Genomic DNA, 26,208 nt, shown 5'->3' with positions numbered 1-26,208 from the left:
GCTCGATACAAACGAAAAAGCCGCGATACGCGATCGCGGCTTTCTCGTGTTCATGCAACCGGCGCTCACCCGCCGAGCAGATCGATCACCTGCATGATCTCCTTGCGAAGCTGATCGACGTCGACCGCCGGCTGCTGCGCCTCTGCCGCGCCGGACGACTCCGCGGACATGGCATCGTCGCCATTCGCGCGCCCTTGCGCGTCGAGCCGATTACGCGCCCCGTTGATCGTGAAGCCCTGCTCGTAAAGCAGTTCGCGAATCCGCCGGATCAGCAAGACTTCGTGATGCTGATAGTACCGGCGGTTGCCGCGCCGCTTGACCGGCCTGAGCTGCGTGAACTCCTGTTCCCAATAGCGAAGCACGTGCGGCTTGACACCGCACAGCTCGCTGACTTCGCCAATCGTGAAATAACGCTTGGCCGGGATCGGAGGCAAGACGACTTTTTCCATCGTCGATCAACCATCGTGGTGAGTGATGTCGATGAAGCGCGGCGGTCGGACAGCGGGATGCGCCCTCAGGCGCGAGATACGCGTCAGCGAGTCAGACTCGTCTCCGCTCCCGTTTCGACCAGCGCCTTCAACTTCTGGCTCGCATGAAACGTGACGACCCGCCGCGCCGCGATGGGAATGGCTTCGCCAGTCTTCGGATTGCGTCCCGGACGCTGCGGCTTGTCGCGCAACTGGAAGTTGCCGAAGCCCGACAGCTTGACGCTGTCGCCACTTTCGAGCGCGTCGCGGATGACCTCGAAAAACGCTTCGACCATGTCCTTCGCTTCGCGCTTGTTCAGACCGACGTGGTCGAACAGCATTTCCGCCAGTTCGGCTTTGGTGAGCGTCGGCGTGTCATTCGACAACGCGCCCGAAGTGGTGTTGTCTCGGGTCATGGCGCTACGCTGCGCCGAAAGAAGGGCTTCGAAATCACTCGAGTTCATTTGGTTCATATCGGTAAAACGGCAAATGCGTGTGAGACGGAGGGGCCAACTGCAGGCTATCCGCGCAACCGCGCGCCGTGTACTCGAGCCAGGCGATCCACCAGCGTGTTGATGGCCGTGTCGACCGTTTCGTCCTGAAGCGTGCCGCCAGTATCTTGCAACGTTACACGGAAGGCAAGACTTTTCTCATGCGCTCCCAAACCGCCGGAAGTGTTTGATTTTGGACGGAATTCATCGAAAAGCACAACCCGCGTGACGTACTTGCAGGCGGGCTCCGAACGGGCGTTTTCGAGCTCGTCGAGAAGCGCCTGCACGGGCACGTTCTGATCCACCACGACGGCGATATCACGGCGCACCGGCGGGAATTTCGATACTTCGGACGGCGTCGGCAGCGCACGTTCCATGAGCGCCTCGGCGTCGATTTCGAAGAGGATCGGCGCGTGCGGCAGGTCGTACTTCTGCATCCAGCGCGGATGCAATTCGCCGATCCAGCCGACCGCGCGCCCGCCCACGTCGATGCGCGCGCTGCGTCCCGGATGCAGCGCCGGATGCTCGGCCTTCACGAAGCGCGGCACGACCGGCGCAAACAGCGCCTCGACGTCGCCCTTCACGTCGAAGAAGTCGACTTGACGCGACGCCACGCCCCACTGCTCTTCGAGCGCGGGACCGTAGGCGAGACCGCCGATGCGCTTCGGCTGCGCGAAGCCTTCGACGGTGAGTTCGCCCGCCTTCACCGATGCATCGCGCAGAAACACGCGCCCTGCCTCGAACACGCGGATGCGGTCCGCGCGGCGGTTCAGGTTGTAGCGCAGCACGTCGATCAGACTGCCGAAGAGCGTCGTGCGCATGACCGAAAGCTGGCTCGCGATCGGGTTGATGAGCCTGACCGGATTGTCGTTGCCGGCGAGGTCCTTCTCCCACTCGGCGTCCACGAAGCTGAAGTTGACCGTCTCCGCATAGTCGCGCGCGGCAACGGCATGACGCAGCACGTGAATTGAGCGGACCGTCTCGTTCGTGCGGCGCATCTCGCTCGCGGCCACCGGCGGGCGCGCCGGAATCTTTTCGAAGCCGTAGATGCGCGCGACTTCCTCGATCAGGTCTTCTTCGATCTCGATGTCGAAGCGATACGGCGGCGGCGTGACCTTGAAGGTGTCGCCGTCGCGTTCGAACGCGAGGTTCAGCCGCTTGAAAATCTGCGCGATCTCATCCGCGCCGATCTCGACGCCGATGATGCGATGCGCGCGCTCGACGCGCATCGTCACGGGACGACGCTCGGGCACATTGAGGATCTGGTCGTCGACCGGACCGGCTTCGCCGCCGCAGATATCGAGGATCAGTTGCGAGATGCGTTCGATGTGCTCGACCGTCGTCGAATAATCGACGCCACGCTCGAAGCGATGCGCTGCGTCCGTCGAGAAGTTGTACTTGCGCGCCCGGCCGCGGATGGCGTCGGGCCACCAGAACGCGGCTTCCAGATAGATGTTCGTGGTATCGAGCGAGACGGCCGTGCTGTCGCCGCCCATGATGCCCGCGAGACTTTCGACTTGCCGGTCGTCCGCGATCACGCCGACGCTTTCATCCAGATCGACGGTGTTGCCGTTCAAGAGTTTCAGCGATTCGCCCTTCTTGCCCCAGCGCACTTCGATGCCACCGTGAATCTTGTCGAGATCGAACACGTGCGTCGGACGGCCGAGTTCGAGCATCACGTAGTTCGAAATATCGACGAGCGCGGAGATGCTGCGCTGGCCCGCGCGTTCGAGACGCTCGACCATCCATTGCGGCGTCTTCGCGCGTGCGTTCACGCCGCGGATCACGCGGCCGGAGAAGCGCCCGCACAAGTCCGGCGCCAGCACCTTGACCGGCAGCTTTTCGTCGAGCGTCGTCTTGACGGGCGGCATGTCGAGCGTCTTCAGCGGCGCGCCGGTGATCGCAGCCGTTTCGCGCGCGACGCCGAACACCGAGAGGCAATCCGCCTTGTTCGGCGTGAGCTTGATTTCGAAGACGGTGTCGTCGAGGTTCAGCGCCTCGCGGATGTCCTGGCCGACCTTCGCGTCCGCCGGAAGAATCAGCAAACCGCTGTGGTCTTCCGACAGCTTCAGTTCGCGCGCCGAGCACAGCATGCCCTGGCTGTCGATGCCGCGCAGCTTGGTCGGCTTGATGGCGAACGGCTCGCCGCCTGCTTCGACCGGCGGCAACACCGCGCCGATCAAAGCCACCGGCACCTTGATGCCCGGCGACACGTTCGGCGCGCCGCAGACGATGTTCAACTGCTCGCCCGTGCCGGCATCGACCTGGCAGACGTTGAGCTTGTCGGCGTTCGGATGCTTCGCCACTTCCAGCACCTGCCCGACGACGATCTTCGCGGTCGGCGGCGCGACCGGGCGCAGGTTTTCGACTTCCAGACCGGCCATCGTCAGCGCGTGAGCGAGTTCGTCGGTGGAGAGCTTGGGATCGACGAAGCTACGGAGCCATGATTCGGGGAATTGCATGTGTGTCTACGTTCGAATGAGGTGGTGTCTCGCGCCCGATGCTTCAGTGAAGACCGGGCGTCGCGGGCTGTGCGGCTTCAGGCGAACTGGCGCAGGAAACGCAGATCGTTCTCGAAGAAGAGGCGCAAGTCCTGCACGCCGTAACGCAGCATGGTCAGACGCTCGAGGCCGCTGCCGAACGCAAAGCCGATGTACCGCTCCGGGTCCAGGCCCATGTTGCGGATGACGGTGGGATGCACCTGGCCCGAGCCGGAGATTTCCAGCCATTTGCCCGCGTTCTTGCCGTGCTCGAACATCATGTCGATTTCGGCCGACGGCTCCGTGAACGGGAAATACGACGGGCGGAAACGCACGAGAATGTCGTCGCGCTCGAAGAACTTCTTGAGGAAATCGGTGTAGACGCCCTTCAGGTCCGCGAAGCTGATGTTCTCCTCGATCCACAGGCCTTCGACCTGATTGAACATCGGCGAGTGCGTGGCGTCGCTGTCCACGCGATACGTGCGGCCCGGCACGATCACTTTGATCGGCGGCTTGTTCATGCGCGCGTAGCGCACCTGCATCGGGCTCGTGTGGGTGCGAAGCAGCAGCGGGCGTCCTTCGGCGTCCTTGCCATCGACATAGAACGTGTCCTGCATCGAACGCGCCGGATGGTTCTCCGGGCTATTGAGCGCCGTGAAGTTGTACCAGTCGGTCTCGATCTCGGGACCATCGGCCACGTCGAAACCGATCGAGCCGAAAATCTGCTCGACGCGTTCCCACGTGCGCATGACCGGATGCAGCGTGCCCACGCCCGCGCCGCGCCCGGGGAGCGTGACGTCGATCGCTTCGGCGGCGAGGCGCTGGTTCAGCAGGGCATCGGCCAGCGCCTGCCGGCGCGCGTTCAGCGCGGCCTCGACTTGCTGCTTCGCCTGATTGATGCGCGCGCCTTCGGTTTTCTTCGCTTCGGGATCGAGCTTGCCCAAGCCCTTCAGCAGTTCGGTCAGCGCGCCGGACTTGCCGAGAAAGCGAGCCTTCTCGTTTTCGAGCGTCGTGGCATCGGTGGCGTGTTCAAAGGCGCTTTTCGCGTCGGCGACAATCTGGTCCAGATCCATTGATCCCATCTTTTCAACGTCGAAAGTTCAGTCTGATTTGCGGTTTTGCGCGTGACCTGTGGACAATCCAAGTCATGCGCAAAACCGTCCGGCCAACAAAAACGGGGCTCGGTGAGAGCCCCGTTTTCTGCCTTCGCGCAACCGTCTATGACACGGCGACGCTCAGGCAAACCACGCAGTACTAATTTCGCAATTAGGCTGCGACGGCGGCTTTCACCTGCTTGACGATCGCAGCAAAAGCAGCCTTGTCGAACACAGCCATGTCAGCCAGCACCTTGCGGTCGAGTTCGATCGAAGCCTTCTTCAGGCCGTTGATGAACACGCTGTAGGTCATGTCGTGCTGACGCACCGCCGCGTTGATACGCGTGATCCACAGTGCGCGGAACACACGCTTCTTGTTGCGGCGATCGCGGTAGGCGTACTGCCCAGCGCGCATGACCGCCTGCTTGGCGATGCGATAGACGTTATTGCGACGGCCGCGGTAACCCTTGGCCAGACGAATGATCTTCTTGTGACGGGCCCGTGCGGTAACCCCACGTTTTACTCGAGGCATGTTGCTCTCCTTAAGTTAGATGAGGTTAGGCGAACGGCAGCATTGCGCGGACGGAGTTCAGATCGGAATCATGAACGGCCGTGGCGCCACGCAGATGGCGTTTGTTCTTGGTGGTTTTCTTGGTAAGAATGTGGCGCTTGAAGGCCTGACCGCGCTTGACGGTACCGCCCGGACGCACCACGAAGCGCTTTGCAGCACTCTTCTTGGTCTTCATCTTCGGCATGAAACTACTCCAGTTTATTAGATGGTCATGGGTGTGCGGCTGATCTTCGCGTACCGGCCAAGATCCCTTCCCGCCCTTCGAAACCCACGCTCCACTTGTATGCGGACGATCTCGTTTGCAGACCGCCGCTTTTCATGAACCGCGCCACTGAACCGGCGCGCTTCTGAAACCGCTGGCGATGCCGCGCTGGCCGCCCTGTCCGCAGACCGGGCGGCGCGCGATCCATCGCTTACTACTGTGCTTACTTCGCCTTCTTTTTCGGCGCCAGCACCATGATCATCTGGCGGCCTTCCATCTTCGGCATCTGCTCGACCTGGCCGACTTCGTCCAGATCCGCCTTCAGGCGTTCGAGCATACGCATGCCGATTTCCTGGTGCGCCATTTCGCGCCCACGGAAACGCAACGTGATTTTCGTCTTGTCGCCGTCTTCGAGGAAGCGCGTGAGGTTGCGCAGCTTGACGTTGTAGTCACCGTCATCCGTGCCGGGGCGGAATTTGACTTCCTTCACCTGCACGATCTTCTGCTTCAGCTTTGCCTCGTGCTGCTTCTTCGCTTCCGAGTACTTGAACTTGCCGTAATCCATCAAACGGCAGACAGGCGGCGAGGCCTGCGGCGCGATTTCGACGAGATCCACGTCGAGCTGTTCCGATTGACGGAACGCCTCGGCCAGTTTCACGATTCCGAGCGGCTCGTTGTCCACTCCGACCAAGCGCACTTCCGGCGCAGTAATTTCACCGTTGATGCGATGTGACGACTTATCAGTAGCGATGTTACGTTTCCTCTAAGAATGAAAAAACTAGCCGCGCTGCGAGTGACTTACTTGAACGCCCGCACTTCCTGCTGCAGACGTTCGAGGAATGCGTCGACCGGCATGACGCCGAGATCGACACCGCCACGAGCACGCACGGCCACGGTTTGCGCCTCACGCTCCTTGTCCCCGACAACCAGCAAATACGGGACCTTTTGCAGCGTGTGCTCGCGTATTTTATAGCTAATCTTCTCGTTGCGCAAATCGGCCTCAACTCTAAGCCCTTGTTTTTGCAACGATTGGACTAGCGATGCCGCGTATTCGGCCTGACTTTCGGCAATATTCAGCACGACTGCCTGCACAGGCGCGAGCCACGGCGGCATCGCACCGGCATGGTGCTCGATCAGGATGCCGAGGAAACGCTCCATCGAACCGACGATCGCGCGGTGAAGCATGACCGGGCGGCGGCGGCTGTTGTCCTCAGCGACGTACTCAGCGCCCAGACGCTCCGGCAGCACCATGTCGAGCTGCAGCGTTCCGCACTGCCAGGACCGGCCGAGCGCGTCCTTGATGTGATACTCGATCTTCGGACCGTAGAACGCGCCCTCGCCCGCCAGTTCTTCCCACTTGAGACCGCACGCGGTCAGCGCTTCGCGCAACCCCTGCTCCGCGCGGTCCCAGATCTCGTCGGTGCCCGCGCGCTGCTCCGGACGCAGCGACAGCTTGATGTCGATGTGCTCGAAGCCGAAGTCCTTGTACACGCTCATGGCCAGCGTGTTGAAGGCGATCGACTCGGCGATGAACTGGTCTTCGGTGCAGAAGATGTGCGCGTCGTCCTGAACGAAGCCACGCACGCGCATGAGACCGTGCAGCGCGCCCGACGGCTCGTTGCGGTGACACGAGCCGAACTCTGCGTAGCGCAACGGCAGATCGCGGTACGAGCGCAGGCCGTGGTTGAACACCTGCACGTGGCCCGGGCAGTTCATCGGCTTGATCGCGTAGTCGCGCTTTTCCGATTCGGTCGTGAACATGTTCTCACGATAGTTCTGCCAGTGACCCGACGCTTCCCACAGCGAACGGTCCATGACCATCGGAGTCTTGATTTCCAGATAGCCGGCTTCGTTCACGCGACGGCGCATGTACTGCTCGACTTGTTGCCACAGCGACCAGCCCTTCGGATGCCAGAACACCATGCCGGGCGCCTCGTCCTGCAAGTGAAACAGGTCGAGTTGCTTGCCGAGCTTGCGATGGTCGCGCTTTTCCGCTTCCTCGAGCATGTGGAGATACTGGTCCTGGTCTTCCTTCTTGGTCCAGGCGGTACCGTAAATGCGCTGCAATTGCTCGTTCTTCGAATCGCCGCGCCAGTAAGCGCCGGCAACCTTCATCAGCTTGAAAACCTTGAGCTTGCCGGTGGACGGCACGTGCGGGCCACGGCACAGGTCGATGAAGTTGCCGTGCGAATAGAGCCGAATCTCGTCGGACTCCGGAATCGACGAGATGATCTCGGCCTTGTATTGCTCGCCGATGCTCTTGAAGTACTCGACCGCCTCGTCGCGCGAGACGACGCGGCGCGACACCGGCTCGTCCTTCTTCGCGATTTCCTGCATGCGCTTCTCGATCTTCTCGAGGTCTTCGGGCGTGAAGGGACGGCTGTACGAGAAGTCGTAGTAAAAGCCGTTGTCGATGACCGGCCCGATGGTCACCTGCGCTTCAGGAAAGAGGTCCTTGACCGCGTAGGCCAGCAAGTGCGCCGTGGAGTGGCGAACGACATCCACGCCTTCCGGGTCTTTGTCGGTGACGATGGCGAGCGAAGAATCGTGGTCGATCACGTAGGACGTATCGACGAGCTCGCCGTTCAGCTTGCCGGCGAGCGCCGCCTTGGCGAGGCCCGCGCCGATCGATGCCGCGACTTCCGCGACGGTCACCGGGTGGTCGTATTGGCGGACCGACCCATCAGGCAAACGTACCGAAACCATTTCGTTCTCCAGGACGCCGGCGCACGCCGAGCGAGTTCGAATAAGCACTGGCCCGCGGTATCGAAAACAGAAACCGAGGGACAAAAAAAATGCGGCCCCGCTTTCGAGGGGCCGCATTCACTTTTCACACATACCGCGAAACAAAAAGGGCAGAAGGCGAAAGAGGTCCTCGACTAGCGTCGCTCCGAATATGTTTCGGTCAACGTTCGAAGTGCCATTTCTTTGTTCGCCTTTTGCGCCTTCGCGCTTCTTGCGGAGTGAAACTCCGTGAACCGATGATTCGCCGAAGTCTCGTTTTCGTTGGTAGGCTCGATTGGACTCGAACCAACGACCCCCACCATGTCAAGGTGGTGCTCTAACCAGCTGAGCTACGAGCCTGAAAGAAGTGAGATTATATGGAGCGTTTCGAATTTTGGCAAGTGTTTCTGCACATGAATCGCGAAAATATTCGCCGATCCGTTCAACTTTCCGCGCGATGAAAGTTTAGGCGCGCCGCGACGCGCGGATGACGCCCGGCACTTCACCGAGCAACGTGCACGCGCGCTGGATCTGCGCCGCGTTCGACACCTCGACCGTGAACTGCATGAACGCGATGTTTCGCCGGCTCTGGCTTTTCACGCCGATCACGTTGATCTTTTCCCGCGCGAACACTTCGGAGATATCGCGCAGCAGCCCCTGCCGGTCCGCCGACTCGACCGCGAGATCCACCGGATAGACCGACGATCCGCGTCCGTTCATCACTTCTGCGGACCACGTCGTATGAAGCACGCGCTCGGGCGAGCGATGCGCCATGCGCTGGAACGTCGCGCAGTCGGTGCGGTGAATCGACATGCCCTTGCCACGCGTGACGAAACCCGCGATCGGATCGGGCGGCGCGGGACGGCAGCAGCGCGCAAGCTGCGTGAGCAACGCGTCGACGCCGACGACCAGCACGCCCGTCGACGCGCCGTGCGCCACGCTCTGCCCGCTGCTGCGCTTTTCGAACTGCGCGGGCGCTTCCGGCTCCGGCTCGGGCGGCGGCGCGTCTGAGAGCGCCTGCTCGATGTTCCGAAGGCTGAACTCGTCCTTGGCGACGACCGCGTATAGCTCCTCGGGCGCCTTGAAGCCCAGCTTGGCCGCGAGCTGATCCAGATTGACCGATGTCTTGCCCTCGCGCTGCAACGTCTTCTCGACGATCGCGCGACCCTGCGCGACGTTCTCGGCCGCGTCGATCGCGTTGAACCACGCGCGGACCTTCTGCCGCGCGCGCGGACTGTGCAGATAACCGAGCTGCGGATTGAGCCAGTCGCGCGACGGTCCGCCCTCCTTCACCGCGATGATCTCGACGGTCTGCCCGTTTTGAAGCGGCGTGTTGAGCGGCACCATCGCGCCGTCGACACGCGCGCCCCGGCACCGATGCCCGAGCTCGCTGTGCAGGTGATACGCGAAGTCGACGGCCGTCGAACCGTGCGGCAGCGCGATCACGCGTGCCTGCGGCGTCAGCACGTAGATGTGGTCGTCGTCGAGCGTGGCGTCGCGCAGATGCTGCCAGCCGGGACGATCGCCTTCCACGTCGTCTTTCCACGCGAGAAGCTGACGCAGCCAGGCAATCTTCTCGTCGTACTTCTCGCTTGCCATGACCTGGCCCGCGTAGCCGCGCGCGCCGGCCTCCTTGTAACGCCAGTGCGCGGCCACGCCGTACTCGGCGAACTGATGCATCTCGTGCGTGCGAATCTGCACTTCGAATGCGCGTCCGTCGTCGCCGACGACCACCGTATGCAGCGATTTGTAGCCGTTCGGCTTCGGCCGCGAGATGTAGTCGTCGAATTCACGCGGCACCGGCTGCCACAGGTTATGCACGATGCCGAGCACCGTGTAGCAATCCTTGATATCGCCGACGATCACGCGGAACGCGCGCACGTCGTTCAGTTCCGAGAAATCGAGCTGCTTGCCACGCATCTTCTTCCAGATGCTATAGATATGCTTCGGCCGGCCGCTCACTTCGGCCTTGATGTGCGCGGTATCCAGTTCCTTTTGCAGCCGCGCGATGGCCTCCGTCACATACGATTCGCGCTCGATGCGCTTTTCGTCGAGCAGCTTCGCGATGCGCTTGTAGGTAACCGGGTCTTCGAAGCGAAAAGAAAGGTCTTCGAGTTCCCACTTCAGTTGCCAGATGCCGAGGCGGTTGGCGAGCGGCGCGTAAATATCGAGTGTCTCGCGCGGCACCTCGGGCGGCGGCTCGGTCTTGTTCGCGGCGTGGTAGCGCAGCGTCTGCAGCCGCGAAGCGAGCCGGATCAGCACCACGCGAATGTCCTGCGCGAACGCGAGCAGCATCTTGCGCAGCGATTCGACCTGCGCGCGCCGCGCCGCCTGCGCGTCGCGCGTGTTGTCGGGCAACGCGGCGAGCGTCGCACGGGAACTGACCGAGCCGAGGCGCAAGAGCTTGCGCACGTCGCTCACGAGCCGCTGCACTTCCGGGCCGAAGCGTTCGGCGATCAAGGTCTCCGGATTGTCCAGATGCGGCGCGAGCGCGAACAACGCGGCAGCGGCGACCGCATGCGGGTCGACGTTGAGCGTCTGCATGATGCGCGCGGTGCCGGCGGCGTGGTCCGCGAGCAATTCGCCCGTCGAGACCCGCGCGTCCTTCGCGTGCTCGCGCACGAACGCGAGCGCGTCGTCGAACGACGGCTCGGGCAGCGTGTCAGCGGGGGCGGTGCTCTCGGTCATACGGTAAAGCCACGACGGTCGTTATGCTGACCGGTTCAGCTGCGCTGCGCCGCCACCACGACGACTTCGACGAGGCAAGCCGGGTTCGCGAGCTTCGCCTCGACGGTGGCGCGCGGCGGCGTGTGGCCCGGCGCGACCCACGCGTCCCACACGGCGTTCATGCCGGCGAAGTGCACCATGTCCGAGATGAAAATCTGCACGGACAGCAGGTGCGACTTGTCGCTGTTCGCCTCTTCGAGCAGACGGTCGATGTGGCCCAGCACTTCGCGCGTCTGGCCGGTGATGTCCTGATTCGTGTCTTCCGCGATCTGGCCTGCGAGATACACGGTGCCGTTGTGAATCGCGATCTCGGAAAGGCGCGCGCCGACGTGATGACGAGTAACTGCCATGGGTTATCCAGTCCTGTGATGAGTTCAAAAACGAGACAGAGCGTCACGCGCTCAGCCCGTTATTATGCCCCGCGGCCCTCGTTTTCGAGAAAGAAGCGCTGCGCGACGGCGATCTGCTCGCTGTCGAGGAACGCGGGCGCATGGCCGGCGTTGGGCACTTCCACGCTCGATACCGCCTGTCCCTTTTCGACCATCTGCGCGACGGTCTCGCGAGACAGCAGGTCCGAGCTTTCGCCGCGCACGACGAGCACGGGCGTCGCGATCGACGCGAACGAATGCCACAGAAACGCCTCCCCCGCCGCATTCTGTTCGTCCGTGGCCTCGGAAAACGGCGCGGCGATGCCCGGGTCGTAGCGGAACGTCCACGCGCCGTCGCGCTCGTGCAGAAGCGGCGCGTTGATGCTCGCCCACTCCTCGTCCGTGAGCGGCCCGAAGGACGCCGCGAGCGCCGCCGCGTGCCGGATGCCTTCATCCAGCGTCGCAAAACGCGCGGGCTTGCCAAGATAGCTGCGGATACGCTCGAGCGCCACCGGCTCGATATGCGGCCCGACATCGTTCAGGAGCAGCTTGCGGATGGGCGTGTTCTTCAATCCGGCGAGCACCATGCCGATCAGCCCGCCCATCGACGTGCCGAACCAGTCGACCGTTTCCACATTGAGCCGCGCGATCAGCGTGACCATGTCGGCGACGTACTGCGCGAGACCGTAATAACGCGAATCGGCAAGCCAGTCCGAGAGGCCGCGGCCGACCACGTCCGGGCACACCACGCGATACTCCGCCGCGAACGCCTGCGCGACCTTGTCGAAGTCGCGGCCCGAGCGCGTCAGCCCGTGCACGCACAGCAGCACGCGCGGGTTGGCCGGATCGCCCCACTCGGTATAAGCCATGCGATGCAGCCCCGCCGGACTCGCGCACTGCACGAAACGCTGGCGCGGCGCGGTGAGCGTGGAATGCGAAGCCTCGACGACGATGGATGCGCTCATGGAGATTCCTCGTGGAAGTTGTCCGATCGATTCTAAAGCGTCCGGCGCACGGCCGAGCGTCGTTAGCCGAACGGACGATGCCTTGCGCGCCCCAAAAGCAAAGCGAGCGAAGCCTTTCGCCCCGCCCGCTTCCGAACCGCGTTCTCTTGCGAACTTACTTCACGCTGCTCACGTCGAGCGGCGCGCCGGTCTTGCGCTGAATCTCCTCGACGGTCACGCCGTCGGCGAGTTCGACGAGCTTGAGGCCGCTATCGGTCACGTCGATCACGCCGAGATCCGTGATGATGCGATCCACGACGCCCACGCCCGTCAGCGGCAGCGTGCATTCTTCGAGAATCTTGTGCTGGTCGCCCTTCGCCACATGTTCCATCAGCACGACGACGCGCTTCACGCCCGCGACGAGGTCCATGGCGCCGCCCATGCCCTTGATCATCTTGCCGGGGATCATCCAGTTGGCGAGATCGCCCTTCTTGCTGATCTGCATCGCGCCGAGAATGGCGAGGTTGATGTGGCCGCCGCGAATCATCGCGAACGAATCCGCCGACGAAAAGATCGACGAACCGGGCAGCGTCGTCACCGTCTGCTTGCCCGCGTTGATGAGATCGGCGTCGACTTCTTCCTCGGTCGGCGACGGCCCGATACCGAGCAGCCCGTTCTCCGATTGCAGCCACACTTCGACGCCCGGCGGCACATGGTTCGCGACGAGCGTCGGCAAGCCGATGCCCAGGTTCACATAGAAGCCGTCCTGCAATTCCTTCGCCGCACGCGCGGCCATCTGGTCACGAGTCCAAGCCATGGTCATTCTCCTTTCGCGCGGACGATGCGTTGTTCGATGCGCTTTTCCGGATGCGCATTCAGGACGAGCCGTTGCACGAAAATGCCCGGCGTGTGGATCGCGTCCGGATCGAGTTCGCCGACTTCCACGATCTCTTCCACTTCCGCGACGGTGATCTTGCCGGCCATCGCGCACATCGGATTGAAGTTGCGCGCCGTGCGGCGATAGATCAGATTGCCGGACTTGTCGGCTTTCCACGCCTTCACGAGCCCGACATCCGCCGTCAGCGAATGCTCCAGCACGTAGTGATTCTCGCCGAACTGGCGCGTCTCCTTGCCTTCCGCGATGATCGTGCCGTAGCCGGTATTCGTGAAGAACGCCGGAATGCCCGCGCCGCCCGCGCGCAGCTTCTCAGCGAGCGTGCCCTGCGGCGTGAATTCCAGTTCGAGTTCGCCGGCCAGATATTGCCGCTCGAATTCCTTGTTCTCGCCCACGTAGGACGAAATCATCTTCTTGATCTGGCGCGTCTCCAGCAAGAGGCCGAGGCCGAAGCCGTCGACGCCCGCGTTGTTGCTGATGCACGTGATGCCCTTCACGCCCGAATCGCGCAGCGCGGCGATCAGCGCCTCGGGAATGCCGCACAAGCCGAATCCGCCGACGGCGAACGTCTGCCCGTCCTTGACGATGTCATCGAGCGCCGCTTTCGCGCTGGGATAGACCTTGTTCATCTGTTTGTCCCTTCCATGTTGAACCCGACTAAAGAACCGGTTTTAGCGCCGCCCAAAAACGCGCGGCGGCGTTTTGATCTGGCGGAAAGGGTACGCTGCGCGATCCATCCTGCACAATACGCAAAAATACATAAGTCATTGCCCGCGCCCGGCCGTTGCTTGCGACGCCGGCGGGGCGCCGGAATCGACATGCGTGAACTGGACTATCAAACCGCGTTTCATCTCGCGCCCGTCGGGCTCGTGTTGTCGCGAGAGCGCAGCATCGAAGACTGCAACGAGGAGGTCTGCGCGATTTTCGGCGCGACGCGCGAGACGCTCATCGGCTGCTCGTTCGAGGTGCTCTATCCGACGCCCGACGAATTCGCGCGCATCGGCGAGCGCATCGCGGCGCATATCAGCGGCCGCGGCACCTACAGCGACGACCGCATCATGAAACGCGCGAACGGTGAACTCTTCTGGTGCCACGTGACCGGCCGCGCGCTCGACCGCGCCGCGCCGCATGCGGCGGGCGTCTGGACGTTCGAGGACCTGAGCGCGACGCGGCGCGTCGCTATCGAACTGACGCCGCGCGAACGCGAGATCGCGGCGCAGCTCGTTACGGGAAAGACGAGCAAGCAGATCGGCCGCGTGCTCGATATCAGCCCGCGCACCGTGGATATCTACCGTGCGCGGCTCATGCGCAAATACGACACCGGCAATGCAACCGAGCTTTTGCAGCGGCTGCTCGGCAATTGAGCCGCGCTATCAGGACGCGACGGGCGCGGCGGTTTCGATCATCTGACGCAGCAGATCGGGAATCGGCACCGACTTGCCCGCCGCGTAGTCCACCCACACGACCTTCGCCGCGCCGCGCGCGTACAGCGTGCCCGGCGCATCGGCGCGATACAGCTCGAAGTGCGTGTCGAAACTGCTGCGTCCCGGCTTGCCGACCGACATGCGGGCGATGACGTCGCCCGGATAGTGCAGTTGCTTCAGAAACTCCATCGACGCATTCACGATGACGGGCCCCTGGCCCTCGCCGTTGCCGCCCGCCGCGCCGATCTGCTCGAACCACGAAATGCGGACCTGCTCCATGTAGCGGAAGTAGACCGTGTTGTTGACGTGTCCGAAGGCGTCCATGTCTCCCCAGCGGATGGGCATGGACATCTCGAAGACCGTGTGAAATTCGGGGTCCGCGTTCTTGGGCGCGTTCTTGGGCGCGTTCGTGGGCGCGTTCTTGGGCGTATTGGCGTTGCTCATTCAACCTTCCAGTGTCTGATAACAGCGCGCCGCGCGGCAGATTCCTGCGCGATGCTCATAGTGAAAAACCGTCGTCCGCCGAAATGACTGAGCCATTCATGAACTGCGATTCGTCGGCTGAAAGCAGCAGCAACAGGCCGTCCAGGTCTTCGGGCGCGCCGACGCGCCGGCGCGGCAGCATCGACACGAGCTTCTGCCCCTGCTCGGTCTTCCAGTGGTGATGATTGATCTCGGTGTCGATATAGCCCGGGCAGATCGCGTTCACGTTGATGCCGTGGCGGCCCCATTCCATGGCCATGGCCTTGGTCATCTGCACGACGGCGGCCTTGCTCATGGAATACAGGCCGATTTGCGGAAACACGCGCAGCCCCGCCACGGAGGCGATGTTGATGATGCGATAAGCGGGTTTCGCCGCGCCGTTGCCGCGCATGATCATGCGCTTGGCCACTTCCTGCGCGACGAAGAACGCGCCGCGCACGTTCGTGCCGAAGACGAACTCGAAGTCCGCCGGCGTCACGTCGGTCAGCTTCTGCGTGGTGGAGACGCCCGAGTTATTGACGAGAATGTCGATGGTACCCGCTTCCGTCTCGGCGTGCGCGACGGCGGCCTTGACGCTCAGGTAGTCCGTCACGTCGAGCGACACGACGTGCGCGGCGCCGCCGGACGCCTCGATTTCGGCGCGCAGTTCCTTCAGCCGCTCGACGCGGCGGCTCGCGAGCACCACTTTCGCGCCCGCCTGCGACAGCACCTGCGCAAAACGCTTCCCAAGCCCACTGGACGCGCCGGTAATCAGCGCGACCTTGCCTTCCAGGTTGATCGAACGGCCCATTGTGCTTCCTTCTTGTACGGTTGATGCAGCCTTGCGGGGGACGCGGGCAGCGCGAGGCGCGCGGTCGCGCCACTTGGCGTAGACACCGATACCACGGCATCACGAAAAATAGTACGATCGTGCAGATCAGGACGCCTTCGGTTGCAGCCCGCCTGACGTTCGCTGACAATACGCGATCCTGGAAGGCCATTCTAACGGTAGAGAGGAATATTGATGACCCCGGCGAGCCTTATCGAGCAATACGGTCCCCGCGAATCGATGGAATACGACGTGGTGATCGTCGGCGGCGGCCCAGCGGGTTTGTCGGCTGCGATTCGCCTGAAGCAACTGGCGGCGGAAAAAGGCGTCGAAATCGGCGTCTGCGTGCTGGAGAAAGGCTCGGAGGTCGGCGCGCACATTCTCTCGGGCGCGGTGATGGACCCGCGCGGCCTCACGGAACTCATTCCCGACTGGAAGGAACAGGGCGCGCCGCTCGACGTCGAAGTGACCGAAGACCGGTTCCTGTTCCTGTCGCCCACCGGCGCGAAGCAGGTCCCGAACTGGCTGCTTCCCGACAACTTCAAGAATCACGGCAACTACGTGGTGAGCCTGGGCAACGTCACACGCTGGCTCGGGCAGCAGGCCGAAGCGCTCGGCGTCGAAATTTTTCCCGGCTTTCCGGCAGCGGAAGTGCTGTATGCCGACGACGGCTCGGTGCGCGGCGTCGTCACCGGCAACATGGGCGTCGGCAAGGACGGCCAACCGACCGATAACTTCCAGCTCGGCATGGAACTGCACGCCAAGTACACGCTCTTTTGCGAGGGCGCGCGCGGGCATCTCGGACGCCAGCTCATCGACAAGTTCAAGCTCAATCAGAATGCCGATCCGCAGGTCTACGGCATCGGCATCAAGGAATTGTGGGAGGTCGATCCGGTCAAGCACAAGCCGGGGCTCGTGATTCACACGGCCGGCTGGCCGCTGGAACCCGACACGTACGGCGGGTCGTTCCTCTATCACATGGACAATAATCAGGTCGTGGTCGGCTTCGTGGTGGGGCTCGGGTATTCGAATCCGTACCTGTCGCCGTTCGAGGAATTCCAGCGCTACAAGACGCATCCGTCGATCCGCGGGTTTCTGGAAGGCGGCAAGCGCCTGTCCTACGGCGCGCGGGCGATCACCGCGGGCGGTCTGATGTCGCTGCCGAAGCTCACGTTCCCGGGCGGCGCGCTCGCTGGCGACGACGCGGGGTTCCTGAACGCATCCCGAATCAAGGGCAGCCACGCGGCGATCAAGACCGGCAAGATGGCCGCCGAAGCCGCGTTCGACGCCGTGCAGGCCGGACGTCAGGCCGACGAACTGACGGCCTACCCGGAAGCATTCGAGAACTCGTGGCTCAAGACCGAGCTCTACCGCGCGCGCAACTTCAAGCAGTGGATGAGCAAGGGCCTGTATCTCGGCTCGTTCATGGTCGGGCTGGAGCAGAAGGTGATGGGCGGCAACGTGCCTTGGACGCTGCATCATCAGCATTGGGATCATGAGATGCTGAAGCCGGCGTCGCAGTGCAAGCCGATCGTGTATCCGAAGCCCGATGGCAAGCTCACGTTCGATCGCCTCTCGTCCGTGTTCATCTCGAATACGAATCACGAAGAGAATCAGCCGGCACATCTGACGCTGAAAGATCCGAGCGTGCCGGTCAACGTGAATCTGCGGACGTATGCCGGTCCCGAAGGCCGTTACTGCCCCGCCGCGGTCTACGAATTCGTGAAATCGGAAGACGGCAGCGACCGCCTGCAGATCAACGCGCAAAACTGCGTTCACTGCAAGACGTGCGATATCAAGGACCCGACGCAGAATATCGTCTGGGTGACGCCGGAAGGCGGCGGCGGGCCGAACTATCCGAACATGTGACGAGAGCGCCGGTCCCAGGACCGGCGTTTCTTTTTGATGCGGCGTTACTTGCCCGGCACGTGCGCGGGAATCTTCGGCGTGGCGACGGTCACATCGCCGCATTGCGCCCGGTGCCGCAGCGCGTGGTCCATCAGCACCAGCGCGAGCAGCGCCTCCGCGATGGGCGTCGCGCGGATGCCGACGCATGGATCGTGGCGCCCGAACGTCTCGACGGTAGCCGGCGCGCCCGCCTTGTCGACGGACTGACGCGGCGTGCGAATGCTCGACGTCGGCTTGATCGCGATGGACACGGTAATGTCCTGCCCGCTCGAAATGCCGCCGAGAATGCCGCCCGCATGATTGGTGGCGAAGCCTTCGGGCGTCATCTCGTCGCCATGCTGCGAGCCACGCTGCGCGACACTGGCGAAACCCGCGCCGATCTCCACGCCCTTCACGGCGTTGATGCCCATCATCGCGTGGGCGATGTCGGCGTCCAGCCGGTCATACAGCGGTTCGCCAAGACCGACCGGCACGCCGCTCGCCACCACTTCGATGCGCGCGCCGACCGAATCCCCATCGCGGCGCAGAGCGTCCATGTAGGCTTCGAGCTGCGGCACGACATCCGCGTTCGGCGCGAAGAACGGATTCTCGCGCACGTGTTTCCAGTCGACGAACGGAATCGGAATCTCGCCGAGCGCGCTCATGTATCCGCGTGTTTCGATGCCGAACTTCTCGCGCAGCCACTTCTTCGCGACCGCGCCCGCCGCGACCGTCGGCGCAGTCAGGCGCGCGGATGACCGCCCGCCGCCGCGATAGTCGCGCACGCCGTACTTTTGCCAGTAGGTGTAGTCGGCATGACCCGGACGGAACGTCTCGGCGATATTGCCGTAGTCCTTGCTGCGCTGATCCGTGTTGCGGATCAGGAGCGCGATGGGCGTGCCGGTGGTGACGCCTTCGAACACGCCCGACAGAATCTCGACCTGATCGGCTTCCTGCCGCTGCGTCACGTGACGCGAGGTGCCCGGACGGCGCCGGTCCAATTCCGTCTGAATGTCGGCTTCGGTGAGCGCCATGCCCGGCGGGCAGCCGTCGATCACGCAGCCGATCGCCGGTCCATGCGATTCGCCGAAATTCGTGACGGTGAAGAGCGTGCCAAGGGTGTTGCCGGACATGAGTCGACCTGAGAGAAGTGTCGGGGGAGAACGCTATTATGCCAGCGCCGTCCAGCGTCTACCGCTATCGCCGCGCGCCGCGCAGCGCCGTCACGCGGTCCTGCAAGTGCTGCGGCGTCGCATCTTCCGGGGCGATCGGCTCGCCCACCGCCAGCGTCAGGCGCGTCATCACGCCCCGCCGAATCGGACGCGGCCACTGCGCGTTCTGATCGCGCGAAAAGACGCTGCCCCACAGTCCGCGCAGCGCCATCGGCACGACGGGCGCCGGATGCCGCCGCAAAATCTCCGAGATACCGTGCCTGAACGGGTTCATTTCCCCGGTACGCGTGAGTTTGCCCTCGGGGAAGATGCAGATCAGATCGCCGTCTTCGAGCGCCCGCTGGCATGACTGATACGCGCGCTCCAGCAGTTCCGCGTCCTCGTGCGCGGGCGCAATCGGAATTGCCTTCACATGACGGAACAGCCAGCCGACGAACGGCGTGCGAAAGATGCGGTGATCCATCACGAAGCGGATCGGGCGCGGACTCTCGGCCATGATGACGACCGCATCCACGTAACTCACGTGATTGCACACGAGCACCGCCGCGCCGTGCGACGGAATGCGCGCGGCATCCACCAGGCGAATGCGATAGAACGTGTGCACGAGCATCCACGCGATGAATCGCAGCAGAAACTCGGGCACGAGCGAGTAGATATAGACGGCAACGAGCACGTTCAGCAGCGCCGTCACGAGAAAGAGACCGGGAATGCCCACGCCCATCGACGTGAGCGCGAGCGCCATGAGCGCCGAGACGATCATGAAGAACGAATTGAGAATGTTGTTCGCGGCGATGATCCGCGCGCGGTGCGTCGGCTGGCTGCGCGCCTGAATGAGCGCGTAGAGCGGGACGCTGTAGAAGCCGCCGAACATCGCGAGCAGAAACAGGTCCGCGAGAATGCGCCAGTGCCGCGACACGAGCAGAAAATCGCTGACGTTGAGCAGATGCGAAGCAGGCGCGATGCGGTGACTTGCGAAGAACAGGTCGATCGCAAACACGCTGATTCCGATGGACCCGAGCGGCACCAGCCCTATTTCGACGCGGTGTTTCGAGAGCCGCTCGCACAGCAGCGACCCGGTGCCGATGCCGAGCGAGAACGTCGCGAGCAGAATGGTCACGACATCCGGATTGGCGGACAGCACGTCTTTCGCGAAATTGAAGAAGGACGTGAGAAACGTCGCGCCGACGAACCACAGCCACGAAATGCCGAGCAGACTCAGAAACACGGTTCGGTCCGACCGGGCGAGTTTCAGGTTGCGCCAAGTCTCGGACACCGGATTCCAGTTGATGCGCAAGTCGCGCTGAGACGCCTCCGACTTCGGCACGAAGCCCGACACGACGCGCCCGACGATCGCGAACGCGAGACACGCCGCAGCCAGCAACAGCGCGCCGTGCTCCGCCGCGCCCGCCGCCGCCCCGCCGATGATCGTGCCGATGAGAATGGCGACGAACGTGCCCATTTCGACGAGGCCGTTGCCGCCGACGAGCTCCGTGCCTTTGAGATGCTGCGGCAGATAAGCGTATTTCACGGGACCGAAGACGGTGGAATGCACGCCCATCAGGAAGGTGCAGACGTACAGCAGCGGCGCGCTGTGCAGCAGGAATCCCGCGCCGCCGATCAGCATCACGACGATCTCGAAGCTCTTCACGAGACGCGCGAGCACGGCCTTGTCGTACTTGTCGGCGATCTGTCCGGAAGTCGCCGAAAACAGCACGAACGGCACGATGAAGATGGCGGAGATCAGAAACGCCGCGGTCTTCGGATCCACGCCGGAGAAGCGCGCCGCCTGAAACGTCACGAGCGACGTGAAACCGACCTTGAAGACGTTGTCGTTCATGGCCCCGAGAAACTGCGTCCAGAAGAACGGTGCGAAGCGGCGCTCGCGCAGCAGACGGAACTGGCTCTCGCCTGCGGCGGGCGAGTTGCGGGAAGCACGCGGGCCTGCGTCGTTCTTTGCGTTCAACGGGTTGTCACTCATCGGTGTATCGGTCAGATTGTGTCTTTGTGTGCTCAAACGCCGGACGAAAAAAAACGCGCCCTTCGGCGCGCTGCGATGTTCCGGCTACTTCGGTATCTCGGCTTCAGCCACTGCAGGCTGCCGCGCGACGACGACGCGCGCGGCACGAAGCCCTGACTTCAGCGAACGTTCTGCTGCTCCTGCTGGCCCTGCTCTTCCGGCCAGTCGCGGATATACGCCTTCAACATGCGGTTCTCGAAACCCTGTTCCTCGACCACGGCCTTCGCCACGTCGTAGAACGAGATCACGCCCATCAGCGCGCGATTCTCCATGACCGGCAGATAGCGCACGTGATGCTCCAGCATCATGCGGCGGATTTCGTTCACGTCGGTTTCCGGCGTGCAGGTGAGCGGATGGTCGTCCATGACCTTGCGGATGGTCGTGGTGCCGACGCCGCCGCCGTTCTCGCGCAGCGTCAGGATGATTTCGCGGAAAGTCAGCATGCCGACCAGATCGCCGTATTCCATGACCACCAGCGAGCCGATGTCGTGCGCCGCCATGACGTTGATCGCGTCGGAGAGCGGCGTATCCGGCGTAACGGTGAATAGCGCGTTGCCCTTCACCTTCAGAATGTCGCTGACTCGCATGACTTTCTCCTTGCGAAATGCCTGTTCAGATGCCGAAGCGTTTGTGAAACCATGGGTCGATGCTATCGGAAAGGCCCGCAAAAGGAAAGCGAACGGCGCCCGCGTTAGCCTTTCGGATAAGGCTTCGCGGCCCGGCGGCAGGCGTTCGCCCTAGGTTTGCGTGCGCCGCCGCGATGATAGGATGGCCGACCGACATTTTCGCCGGACGCACGCCGCGCCGGCCGCCGACGATGCCCGCCAACCGCTTCGATACGCTCGCGCTGCACGCGGGCGCCGCGCCCGATCCCGCCACCGGCGCACGCGCGACGCCCATCTATCAGACCACGTCGTTCTCCTTTCGCGACACCGACCACGCCGCCGCGCTCTTCAACATGGAACGCTCGGGGCACGTCTATTCGCGCATATCGAATCCGACCGTCGCCGTCTTCGAGGAACGTGTCGCGGCGCTGGAGAACGGCGTCGGCGCCATCGGCACGGCGAGCGGTCAGGCGGCGCTGCATCTGGCGATCGCCACGCTGATGGGCGCGGGCTCGCATATCGTCGCGTCCGCCGCGCTGTATGGCGGCTCGCATAATCTGCTGCATTACACGCTGCGGCGCTTCGGTATCGAAACCACCTTCGTGCCGCCGCACGATCTCGACGCGTGGCGCGCCGCCGCCCGGCCGAGCACGCGACTGTTCTTCGGCGAGACGCTCGGCAATCCGGGGCTGGACGTGCTCGATATCGCAGGCGTCGCGGAGATCGCGCACGCGCACGGCGCGCCGCTGCTCGTCGATTCGACGTTCACGACGCCCTACCTCCTGCGCCCGTTCGAGCACGGGGCGGATCTTGTCTATCACTCCGCGACGAAGTTTCTCGGCGGCCACGGCACCACCATCGGCGGCGTGCTGGTGGATGGCGGCACCTTCGACTTCGCCGCGAGCGGCCGTTTCCCCGAATTCACCGAGCCTTACGAAGGCTTTCACGGCATGGTCTTCGCTCAGGAAAGCACGGTCGCTCCGTTCCTGCTGCGCGCCCGGCGCGAGGGCCTGCGCGACTTCGGCGCGTGTCTGCATCCGCAGGCCGCGTGGCAACTACTTCAAGGCATCGAAACGTTGCCGCTGCGCATGGACCGGCATGTCGCGAATACGCGCAAGGTCATCGAATTCCTGCTGAGTTCGCCGGCGGTCGAATGCGTGGCCTATCCCGAACTGCCGACGCATCGCGATCATGCCCTTGCCAGGCGTCTGCTCCCGCGCGGCGCGGGCGCCGTCTTCAGCTTCGATGTGCGCGGCGGCGTGCCGGCAGCGCGCGCGTTCATCGAATCGCTGACGCTCTTCTCGCATCTGGCGAACGTCGGCGACGCGCGCTCGCTCGTCATTCATCCCGCCTCCACGACGCATTTCCGCATGGACGCGGCCGCGCTCGCCGCCGCGGGCATCGGGCCGGGACGGATTCGCCTTTCGATCGGGCTGGAAGATCCGGACGATCTGATCGACGATCTGAAGCGCGGGCTGAAGGCGGCGCAAAAGGCTGCCGATAGTGGCGATCAGGCAAACGCGACGCCGCTCGGGAGCCGCGCATGATGCTCGATCTCGACGGCCGCCGCGCCTACGCCTACACCGGCGGCAAGCCTTTCGACGCGGCGCGCCCCGCCGTCGTCTTCATTCACGGCGCGCAGCACGACCATAGCGTGTGGGCGCTGCAGACGCGCTACTTCGCGCATCACGGCTTCGGCGTGCTGGCGCTCGACCTGCCAGGCCACGGCCGCAGCGACGGTCCCGCGCGGCACGACATCGCCGCGCTCGCGGACTGGGTCATCGGCGTGCTCGACGCCGCAGGCGTGGGCCGGGCCATGCTCGTCGGCCACAGCATGGGCTCGCTCATCGCGCTGGACGCCGCCGCGCGCTATCCGGACCGCGCCGCCGGCCTCGCGCTGATTGCGACAGCCGCCCCGATGACGGTCTCCGACGCCCTGCTCGACGCCGCCCGCGAGCGCGAGCCGCAGGCGATAAGCATGGTCAACCAGTGGTCGCATTCGACCATTGCGGCGAAGCCTTCGAGTCCTGCACCCGGCTTCTGGCTGCAAGGCATGAATCAGCGGCTGATGGAGCGCGTGAGCGCATTGGGCGAAGCGCAGCTCTTTCACACGGACTTCAGCGCCTGCAACGGTTATACGGAGGCGCTCGACCGCGCCGCGTCCGTGCGCTGTCCCGTCAGCGTGCTCTGCGGCAAGCGCGACGTGATGACGCCGCCGCGCGCCGCGCGCTCGCTCGTCGATGCATTGCGCAAGGCGGGCGGCCGGGTGCGCACGGTCGAGCTGGACGCCGGCCACGCGCTGATGTCGGAACAGCCGGACGCCGTTCTCGACGCGCTATTCGCGTTCGCGCTGGAGTGTGCCGAAGGCCAGTGAAGCGCGGCTTGCGCACTCGGGGCCGCCGGTCGCAGAATGGATCTTGCTGATGAATCGGATATCCGCCCAGCAGCGGCTCGTGGACACGGAGGCCATCATGGCGCACACGGCACACGGGGACCACTTCGCGAGCTTCGCCGAGTTCTATCCGTATTACCTCGAAGAGCACCGCAACCTGATCTCGCGCAGGCTGCATTTCATCGGCTCGCTGGGCGTGATCGGCTGCCTCGCCATGGCGCTCGCCACCGGCGACTGGCTCTGGCTTCCGGCGGCCGTCGTCTGCGGCTACGGCTTCGCGTGGATCGGACACTTCTTCTTCGAAAAGAACCGCCCGGCCACCTTTCGCCATCCGCTCTACAGCCTGATGGGCGACTGGGTCATGTTCAAGGACATCTGCATCGGCCGGATTTCGCTTTGAGCCGCGTTATGCCGTTTGTTGCGGCATCGGCGAGCGCGGCGTCTCGCGCACGGGCGCATTCGGCAGTTCCTTCGCGCGCACCGCGATCAGCGAGCCCAGCGTCGCTTCGAGTTTCTCGTTCTCCAGCGCGTTGATGAGCGCATCGCGCTCGATCTGCGTGGCATCCAGTCGCAGCTGGTAGTCCAGTTCTTCGCGGTCGACGACGAATTCCTGAAACAGCATGGTAAGCGTGATCTGGTTCGGATTCGCGATCATCACATAGCGCGGCATGCGCGCGTCCTCCAGCCTGCCGATCCAACCGAGCGTGTCGAGCCGCGCGATGATGCGCGTGGACGTATCGAGATCGCAGCGCACCATCTTCGACAATTCGAGCGCGGTATAGCCGGGCTTGCCCTCCTCGCGCGCCTCGACGAGCCGGGCGAGAATTTCGAGCGCGTCCAGCAGGTCGCTGCCCGGAAACGCGCGCCGGTGATACTGCCCGATACGGATGGCGGGCAGCGCCGAGGTCAGCATCGCGCCGACGAGCGCGATCATCCAGCAGAGATACACCCACAGCAGAAACACGGGCAGCGACGCGAACGCGCCGTACACGGCGGTATAAGTGGGGATGCTGCGCACGTAGAGCCCGAAGCCGCGCTTGCCGATTTCGAACGCGACGGCGGCGATCAGCCCGCCCACGACCGCATCGCGCCACTCGACCTTGCAGTTCGGCATGTAGACGTAGGTGATCGTGAAGCCGAACACCGTGAGCGGCAGCGAAACGCCGGTGAGCAGCCATTCGACGACGGGCGGCATCAGGTTGTGCGAACCCGCGTACGCAACCGAATGCGCGAAGACATAGGACGAAATCGACAGGCTGCAGCCGAAGAGAATCGGGCCGAGCGTGATGATCGACCAGTAGACCAGCACGCGCTGCGCGAGCGGGCGCGCCTTCTTCACGCGCCAGATGACGTTGAATGCGGATTCGACCGTCATCATCGTCATCACAGACGTGACCAGCAGGATGATCATCCCGACCGTCGTGAGCCCTTTGGCCTTCGACGCGAACTCGTTCAGGTATCCGAGAATCTGGCTGTTGATCTGCGCGGGCATCAGGTGATCCGCGAGGAAATCCTGCAACGAAGCCTGGAAAGACCCGAAGATGGGGAACGCCGTAAACAAAGCGAAAGCGACAGTGGCGAGCGGCACGAGCGACAGCACGCTCGTGAACGTGAGACTGCCCGCGACTTGTGCGACGCGATCCTCGCCGATACGCCGCGCGACGAAACCCGCGAGGCGCTTGACTGCTGCGAGATCGATTGAAGGACGCTGCAAACGTTTTCTCCTGTGCATTGCATGGGGTCGCCTCGGTTGACGAACAGCCAGCCCGCTGACCGCCTCACCCACGCACGCCGACCCAATCCCTATAATAGCCGTTCACCAAAAAGCTCATATGAACGACATCCTCGTGCTTTACTACAGCCGCCACGGCGCGACGCGCGAGCTTGCGCTCGCGATCGCGCAGGGCGTCGACAGCGTTCCCGGCATGCAGGCCCGCGTGCGTACGGTGCCTCCCGTTTCCACCGTCTGCGAAGCGACGCAACCCGACATTCCGGCAGACGGCCCGCCCTACGCGGAATTGCGCGACCTCGAAGAATGCGCGGGCCTCGCGCTCGGCTCGCCGACGCGCTTCGGCAACATGGCCGCGCCGCTCAAATACTTCCTCGACGGCACCACGCCGCAATGGCTCTCCGGCGCGCTCGCCGGCAAGCCCGCGAGCGTCTTCACATCGACCGGCAGCCTCCACGGCGGCCAGGAAACCACGCTGCTTTCGATGATGCTGCCGCTTCTGCACCACGGCATGATGATCGTCGGCATTCCGTACACCGAGTCCCGGCTGACGACGACGCAAACCGGCGGCACGCCGTACGGCGCATCGCATCACGCGCGCACCGGCGACGAGGCCGGCCGGCAAGGCATCTCCGCCGACGAGAAAGCGCTCGCCGTCGCGCTCGGCGCGCGCCTTGCCCGCGCGGCGCGCGATCTCGTTCGCGGCGCGCAGGCGAACTGAGCCGGCC

At 63.7% G+C, this 26,208-nt stretch carries 25 protein-coding genes and 1 tRNA gene; 6 read left to right on the top strand and 20 right to left on the bottom strand.

Translation table 11 applies throughout. The features are described from left to right. Nucleotides 1–65 precede the first annotated feature (65 nt). The 14 genes from NCR35_RS07000 to NCR35_RS06935 all read right to left on the bottom strand — a co-directional run bounded on the left by NCR35_RS07000 (nucleotide 66) and on the right by NCR35_RS06935 (nucleotide 13,592). Nucleotides 66–449 (bottom strand): MerR family transcriptional regulator, encoded by a 384-nt coding sequence (locus tag NCR35_RS07000; protein ID WP_250533782.1) that lies wholly within the window; start codon nucleotides 447–449, stop codon nucleotides 66–68. A gap of 83 nt (nucleotides 450–532) precedes the next feature. Further along, nucleotides 533–940, bottom strand: coding sequence for an integration host factor subunit alpha (locus NCR35_RS06995; RefSeq protein WP_159835930.1), 408 nt, complete (start codon nucleotides 938–940; stop codon nucleotides 533–535). Nucleotides 941–987: 47 nt separating this feature from the next. Beyond that, nucleotides 988–3,420 (bottom strand): phenylalanine--tRNA ligase subunit beta, encoded by a 2,433-nt coding sequence (gene pheT, locus NCR35_RS06990; RefSeq protein WP_250533781.1) that lies wholly within the window; start codon nucleotides 3,418–3,420, stop codon nucleotides 988–990. Nucleotides 3,421–3,497: 77 nt separating this feature from the next. Beyond that, a complete protein-coding gene (gene pheS / locus NCR35_RS06985; RefSeq protein ID WP_250533780.1) occupies nucleotides 3,498–4,511 on the bottom strand; it encodes a phenylalanine--tRNA ligase subunit alpha in 1,014 nt (337 codons plus the stop codon). Nucleotides 4,512–4,704: 193 nt separating this feature from the next. Continuing rightward, entirely contained in the window at nucleotides 4,705–5,064 is a 360-nt protein-coding gene (rplT, locus tag NCR35_RS06980) for a 50S ribosomal protein L20 (RefSeq protein ID WP_008350196.1), read from the bottom strand. 25 nt (nucleotides 5,065–5,089) lie between these two features. Next, nucleotides 5,090–5,287, bottom strand: a complete 198-nt coding sequence (gene rpmI / locus NCR35_RS06975) for a 50S ribosomal protein L35 (protein WP_004191477.1) — start codon at nucleotides 5,285–5,287, stop codon at nucleotides 5,090–5,092. Nucleotides 5,288–5,528: 241 nt separating this feature from the next. Further along, a complete protein-coding gene (gene infC / locus NCR35_RS06970; RefSeq protein ID WP_175940639.1) occupies nucleotides 5,529–6,056 on the bottom strand; it encodes a translation initiation factor IF-3 in 528 nt (175 codons plus the stop codon). 47 nt (nucleotides 6,057–6,103) lie between these two features. Next, on the bottom strand, nucleotides 6,104–8,011 hold the full coding sequence (gene thrS / locus NCR35_RS06965) for a threonine--tRNA ligase (protein ID WP_250533779.1): 1,908 nt from the start codon (nucleotides 8,009–8,011) through the stop codon (nucleotides 6,104–6,106). A gap of 301 nt (nucleotides 8,012–8,312) precedes the next feature. Then, nucleotides 8,313–8,389, bottom strand: a tRNA-Val gene (locus NCR35_RS06960). Nucleotides 8,390–8,494: 105 nt separating this feature from the next. Next, nucleotides 8,495–10,717, bottom strand: coding sequence for a RelA/SpoT family protein (locus NCR35_RS06955; RefSeq protein WP_250533778.1), 2,223 nt, complete (start codon nucleotides 10,715–10,717; stop codon nucleotides 8,495–8,497). Nucleotides 10,718–10,752: 35 nt separating this feature from the next. Then, nucleotides 10,753–11,106, bottom strand: a complete 354-nt coding sequence (locus NCR35_RS06950) for a RidA family protein (protein WP_250533777.1) — start codon at nucleotides 11,104–11,106, stop codon at nucleotides 10,753–10,755. Nucleotides 11,107–11,168: 62 nt separating this feature from the next. Next, nucleotides 11,169–12,089: an alpha/beta fold hydrolase gene (locus tag NCR35_RS06945; RefSeq protein ID WP_250533776.1), complete on the bottom strand. Its 921-nt coding sequence runs from the start codon at nucleotides 12,087–12,089 to the stop codon at nucleotides 11,169–11,171. Nucleotides 12,090–12,243: 154 nt separating this feature from the next. Beyond that, the gene (locus NCR35_RS06940) at nucleotides 12,244–12,885 is read right to left on the bottom strand and encodes a CoA transferase subunit B (protein WP_244848447.1); all 642 of its coding nucleotides are present in this window, start codon (nucleotides 12,883–12,885) and stop codon (nucleotides 12,244–12,246) included. A gap of 2 nt (nucleotides 12,886–12,887) precedes the next feature. Beyond that, the gene (locus NCR35_RS06935) at nucleotides 12,888–13,592 is read right to left on the bottom strand and encodes a CoA transferase subunit A (protein WP_206467987.1); all 705 of its coding nucleotides are present in this window, start codon (nucleotides 13,590–13,592) and stop codon (nucleotides 12,888–12,890) included. Between the two features lie 189 nt (nucleotides 13,593–13,781). On the opposite strand from NCR35_RS06935, the gene NCR35_RS06930 reads away from it, so the two are divergent. Further along, a complete protein-coding gene (locus tag NCR35_RS06930; protein ID WP_244848445.1) occupies nucleotides 13,782–14,327 on the top strand; it encodes a LuxR C-terminal-related transcriptional regulator in 546 nt (181 codons plus the stop codon). A gap of 9 nt (nucleotides 14,328–14,336) precedes the next feature. Here the strand turns inward: NCR35_RS06930 and NCR35_RS06925 are convergent, their stop codons facing one another. Then, on the bottom strand, nucleotides 14,337–14,738 hold the full coding sequence (locus NCR35_RS06925; RefSeq protein ID WP_250533926.1) for an acyl-CoA thioesterase: 402 nt from the start codon (nucleotides 14,736–14,738) through the stop codon (nucleotides 14,337–14,339). Between the two features lie 148 nt (nucleotides 14,739–14,886). Then, the gene (locus NCR35_RS06920; RefSeq protein WP_244848441.1) at nucleotides 14,887–15,660 is read right to left on the bottom strand and encodes an SDR family oxidoreductase; all 774 of its coding nucleotides are present in this window, start codon (nucleotides 15,658–15,660) and stop codon (nucleotides 14,887–14,889) included. Nucleotides 15,661–15,873: 213 nt separating this feature from the next. Here NCR35_RS06920 and NCR35_RS06915 point away from each other — a divergent pair, with 213 nt between their 5' ends. Further along, nucleotides 15,874–17,547, top strand: coding sequence for an electron transfer flavoprotein-ubiquinone oxidoreductase (locus NCR35_RS06915; RefSeq protein WP_250533775.1), 1,674 nt, complete (start codon nucleotides 15,874–15,876; stop codon nucleotides 17,545–17,547). A 44-nt stretch (nucleotides 17,548–17,591) separates the two neighbouring features. On the opposite strand, the gene aroC is transcribed toward NCR35_RS06915, so the two are convergent. From aroC to NCR35_RS06900, 3 genes are all read right to left on the bottom strand, one after another. Beyond that, nucleotides 17,592–18,698, bottom strand: a complete 1,107-nt coding sequence (gene aroC, locus NCR35_RS06910) for a chorismate synthase (protein WP_250533774.1) — start codon at nucleotides 18,696–18,698, stop codon at nucleotides 17,592–17,594. 64 nt (nucleotides 18,699–18,762) lie between these two features. Then, nucleotides 18,763–20,715 (bottom strand): MFS transporter, encoded by a 1,953-nt coding sequence (locus tag NCR35_RS06905; RefSeq protein ID WP_250533773.1) that lies wholly within the window; start codon nucleotides 20,713–20,715, stop codon nucleotides 18,763–18,765. 158 nt (nucleotides 20,716–20,873) lie between these two features. After that, nucleotides 20,874–21,341 carry a CBS domain-containing protein gene (locus tag NCR35_RS06900; protein WP_175940065.1) on the bottom strand — a complete coding sequence of 156 codons (468 nt, stop codon included), beginning with the start codon at nucleotides 21,339–21,341 and terminating at the stop codon, nucleotides 20,874–20,876. Nucleotides 21,342–21,571: 230 nt separating this feature from the next. Here NCR35_RS06900 and NCR35_RS06895 point away from each other — a divergent pair, with 230 nt between their 5' ends. The 3 genes from NCR35_RS06895 to NCR35_RS06885 all read left to right on the top strand — a co-directional run bounded on the left by NCR35_RS06895 (nucleotide 21,572) and on the right by NCR35_RS06885 (nucleotide 24,151). After that, a complete protein-coding gene (locus tag NCR35_RS06895; protein WP_250533771.1) occupies nucleotides 21,572–22,906 on the top strand; it encodes an O-acetylhomoserine aminocarboxypropyltransferase in 1,335 nt (444 codons plus the stop codon). Then, nucleotides 22,903–23,733: an alpha/beta fold hydrolase gene (locus NCR35_RS06890; RefSeq protein WP_250533770.1), complete on the top strand. Its 831-nt coding sequence runs from the start codon at nucleotides 22,903–22,905 to the stop codon at nucleotides 23,731–23,733. The genes NCR35_RS06895 and NCR35_RS06890 overlap by 4 nt, the downstream gene beginning before the upstream one ends. 97 nt (nucleotides 23,734–23,830) lie before the next feature. Beyond that, nucleotides 23,831–24,151, top strand: a complete 321-nt coding sequence (locus tag NCR35_RS06885) for an Mpo1-like protein (RefSeq protein WP_250533925.1) — start codon at nucleotides 23,831–23,833, stop codon at nucleotides 24,149–24,151. A gap of 6 nt (nucleotides 24,152–24,157) precedes the next feature. Here NCR35_RS06885 and NCR35_RS06880 read toward each other — a convergent pair whose 3' ends face one another. After that, a complete protein-coding gene (locus NCR35_RS06880) occupies nucleotides 24,158–25,465 on the bottom strand; it encodes a YihY family inner membrane protein (protein WP_502801656.1) in 1,308 nt (435 codons plus the stop codon). A 118-nt stretch (nucleotides 25,466–25,583) separates the two neighbouring features. On the opposite strand from NCR35_RS06880, the gene wrbA reads away from it, so the two are divergent. Next, on the top strand, nucleotides 25,584–26,201 hold the full coding sequence (wrbA, locus tag NCR35_RS06875; protein WP_250533768.1) for an NAD(P)H:quinone oxidoreductase: 618 nt from the start codon (nucleotides 25,584–25,586) through the stop codon (nucleotides 26,199–26,201). Nucleotides 26,202–26,208 lie beyond the last annotated feature (7 nt).

This window comes from Caballeronia sp. AZ10_KS36 (genome assembly GCF_023631105.1).
GTDB lineage: Bacteria > Pseudomonadota > Gammaproteobacteria > Burkholderiales > Burkholderiaceae > Caballeronia.
This window is presented reverse-complemented; position numbering and strand designations above follow the sequence as displayed.